Source organism: Pyramidobacter piscolens W5455 (genome assembly GCF_000177335.1).
Classification (GTDB): domain Bacteria; phylum Synergistota; class Synergistia; order Synergistales; family Dethiosulfovibrionaceae; genus Pyramidobacter; species Pyramidobacter piscolens.
This window is the reverse complement of record NZ_ADFP01000027.1, coordinates 1-3286: the sequence shown is the minus strand read 5'-3', so window position 1 is coordinate 3286 and position 3286 is coordinate 1. Positions and strand designations below refer to the sequence as shown.

The 3286-nt window shown below is 54.6% G+C and carries 2 protein-coding genes; one reads left to right on the top strand and one right to left on the bottom strand.

The genetic code is table 11. The features are described 5' to 3' along the window. Positions 1-427: 427 nt before the first annotated feature. Positions 428-2632, top strand: a complete 2205-nt coding sequence (locus tag HMPREF7215_RS02055; RefSeq protein WP_232205502.1) for a transglycosylase domain-containing protein — start codon at positions 428-430, stop codon at positions 2630-2632. 148 nt (positions 2633-2780) lie between these two features. Here the strand turns inward: HMPREF7215_RS02055 and HMPREF7215_RS02050 are convergent. Beyond that, on the bottom strand, positions 2781-3286 hold a 506-nt coding region (locus HMPREF7215_RS02050), incomplete at its 5' end, for a TCP-1/cpn60 chaperonin family protein (protein ID WP_009163936.1).

Genomic DNA, 3286 nt, shown 5'->3' with positions numbered 1-3286 from the left:
TAAAAAAATTGATCGAGCTCATACACTAGCTGTCTCTTCTTCACCATATTCACTTTTCAAGGTGCTGTATCGCAGCCGATTTCGGCGCGACCGGGATAATATACCACTACTCTTTCAGGAATGCAAGCCCCAATTCGTCATTCTCTGATGGACTTCAAAAACATCGTCCCGCTCCAGACGAACACTGGTGTGCTTCAATTTCTCCCCATTTTTCTCCCCGTACTTTTTCGGAGATTTGACTGACTTGTTTTTTCCGCTAGAATAGACGATGTCGTGTTCATTGTTACTCTGAATTACTGAGGTGAATCCCGTGAATAACAGCAATAACAAAAAGGGGCATCCTGCATCGCAGAGGCAGAAGGCGCCAGTACAGGCCCCCTCAAGGAGAAAAAGATCGTTTCTAAACAAATTTCTGATGTCTCTGGGAATGACTGTTCTCGCCTGCATCGCAGTGGTTTCGGTGGGACTGGCTTTATACATCAATAAGATTGCAGATACGCTGCCCACTGACGACGAGATTCTCGCGTATCGAGCAAACGAAGCCAGTATCGTTTACGATCGCAAAGGTCGGGTGATCACGGAACTTTACGTTGAAAATCGCAAACCCATGAAACTGGAACAGTTTTCCAAATGGATGGTGATGTCGATCCTCGCGGCGGAGGATTCTCAGTTTTACTCTCATAAAGGGATCCGTCCGCTGGCAATTCTACGTTCGCTTTTTAGCGGCGAAGGCGGACAAGGCGCCAGTACGATCACGCAGCAGCTGGCGAGGAATCTCTTTTTGTCGAGTGAAAAGAGCCTGGACCGCAAAGCCAAAGAAGCCATCATTTCTCTTCACATGGAAAGGCTTTATTCCAAGGATAAACTGCTTGAGACGTATCTCAACGCGATCTATTTTGGTCATGGCGCCTGGGGCATCGATGCGGCGGCCCATAGTTACTTCAACAAAAGCGCCAGCGATCTGACGCTCGGCGAAGCCTCGATTTTAGCCGGACTGGTCGCCGCTCCCGAAAAATATTCTCCGATCAGGAACATGAATCTGGCCAAAGCTCGCCAGAATTACGTGCTGAACCGTCTGGTCCATTTGGACTGGATCACGCGGGAAGAAGCGGACACTGCCGCTCAAGAACAGCTGAAATTCAACGAACGGACTGAGAAAAACAAACTCGTTTTTAACAAGGCACCCTATTTTGTGAGTCATATTCTCTTCAAAGAACTGATTCCGGTTTACGGCAGCGACAAGATCTACAAGGGCGGCATGAAGATCTATACGACCTTGGATCTCGACGTGCAGCAGGCGGCCGAGGAATCCATGGCAAAGTTGAAAAGCGAAGGCGGGCTTGTCGCGCTCGATCCGGCAGATGGCTCCGTTCTCGCGCTGGTCGGCGGCAAGGACTTCGAACAAAGCAAATTCAACCGGGTGACGCAGGCGTTCCGGCAGAGCGGTTCGACTTTCAAACCGATTGTTTATACGGCGGCGCTTGAAGCCGGTTATCGCCCGATTGACCACATCATGGACACGCCGATTTCACTGCGCGTTCCCAATTCATCGGGGCCTGCCTGGACGCCGCACAATTTCAGCGAGACGTATGCGGGAGAAGAAACGCTGCTCAACGCTCTGGCTCATTCACACAACACTCCGGCCGTGCGCCTCACCTATATGCTGGGACCGACGGCCGTCGTCGAGACGGCCCGGCGTATGGGAATCACCTCGCCGTATCTGACTCCCACGCTTTCCGTTGGTTTGGGGGTCGCCAGCGTCACGCCGCTGGAAATGGCGGTTGTTTACTCGGTTTTCGCCAATAACGGCAACCGCGTCGAGCCCTACTTTATTCGAGAAATCCGCAGTCGCGAGGGAAAAGTTCTTCAGATGAATTCCCCGAAGATAACGGAAGCCCTTCCGCCTGGGACGGCAATGATGGCTCGTGCGATGCTCCAGGAAGTTATCCGCGCCGGCACCGGCAGCAAAGCGCGTCTCGCCGGATTCGAAATGTTCGGTAAGACCGGCACGACGAACGATTACACCGACGCATGGTTTGCCGGCGGCGTTCCCGGGGTGGTCGCTGTCGTTTACGCGGGAAACGATGACCTGAAGCCGCTCGGCGGCAAGAACGCCACGGGCAGTCAAATTGCCCTTCCCGTATGGTCCTCATTCATCAGAAGCGCCGTTAAAATCCTCGAGACGCCCCACGTCTTTCCCAGAGAGCTTTCCGACGAGGAAAGCGGCGTCAGGGTCATGCGCGTATGCGTCGAAAGCGGTTTTCCGGCCTCGCCAGAATGTAAAAAAGTCACCAACATCTACATGCCTGCGGACAGAATCCCCGCCGCTCCCTGCCCGCTCCACGCCGAGATCGCGGCAGAGGCGGAAGATCCCAACGCGCCGCAACTGCTGCTTTTGGATCAAGATAAGACAGATCTCGACGCCGCCAAGAAGGATGAAGAACTTCTGGTCTCCCAAGATCAGCTTCCGATCCTCGATCCCTCCCAGATTCCGCCCCCCATTCCGCCCGCCCCCGACCTCCCGCCATCAGAGGGGAACAGCACTGGCAGCTGGCGCGATTACATCAAAAAGGACGATCGTTCCGTCGAAGAACGGTATCAGGAATTGCTCAAGAAGTACAATATTCAATAACAAAAAGTCCGAAGGCCGGCTTCACGCCATGCCTTCGGACTTTTTCAATCCATTGCGGTCGTACGGGTTTTCGGCAAGAGAAAGAAGAAGCCCGCAGCTGCGGGCTTCTTCTTTCTCTTCGATTTGGCTTTTAACAGCGCGGCAAAGTCTAGTACATTCCGCCCATGCCAGGTCCCATGCCGCCGGCCGGATCGGCCTTCTTCTCCTCGGGCTTGTCGGCCACGAGGACTTCGGTGGTCAGGATCATCTTGGCAATGGAAGCGGCGTTCTCAAGAGCGCTGCGGGTGACCTTGACAGGGTCGATGATGCCCGCCTTGATCAGATCGACATACTCGCCGTTGGAAGCGTCAAGGCCATGCCCTTCCTCAAGGGAAAGGACTTTCGCGACAACGACGTCGCCCTGCAGGCCGGCGTTGGTCGCGATCAGATGCAGAGGCGAAGACAGAGAGTTGAGCACGATGTTGGCGCCCGTGCGGACGTCGCCCTTCAGCCCCTGTTTCTCGATCTCCTTCTCAAGGTAATCGACGCAGTTGACGAGGGCTACGCCGCCGCCGGCTACGATGCCTTCTTCAACGGCCGCGCGGGTGGCGGAAAGCGCGTCGTCGATGCGGAGCTTCAGTTCTTTCTGCTCAGTCTCGGTAGCGGAACCGACCT

Excerpts from the sequence above, each read along its gene's own strand:
- HMPREF7215_RS02055 (WP_232205502.1), top strand. The coding sequence starts at position 428 with ATGACTGTTCTCGCCTGCATCGCAGTGGTTTCGGTGGGACTGGCTTTA.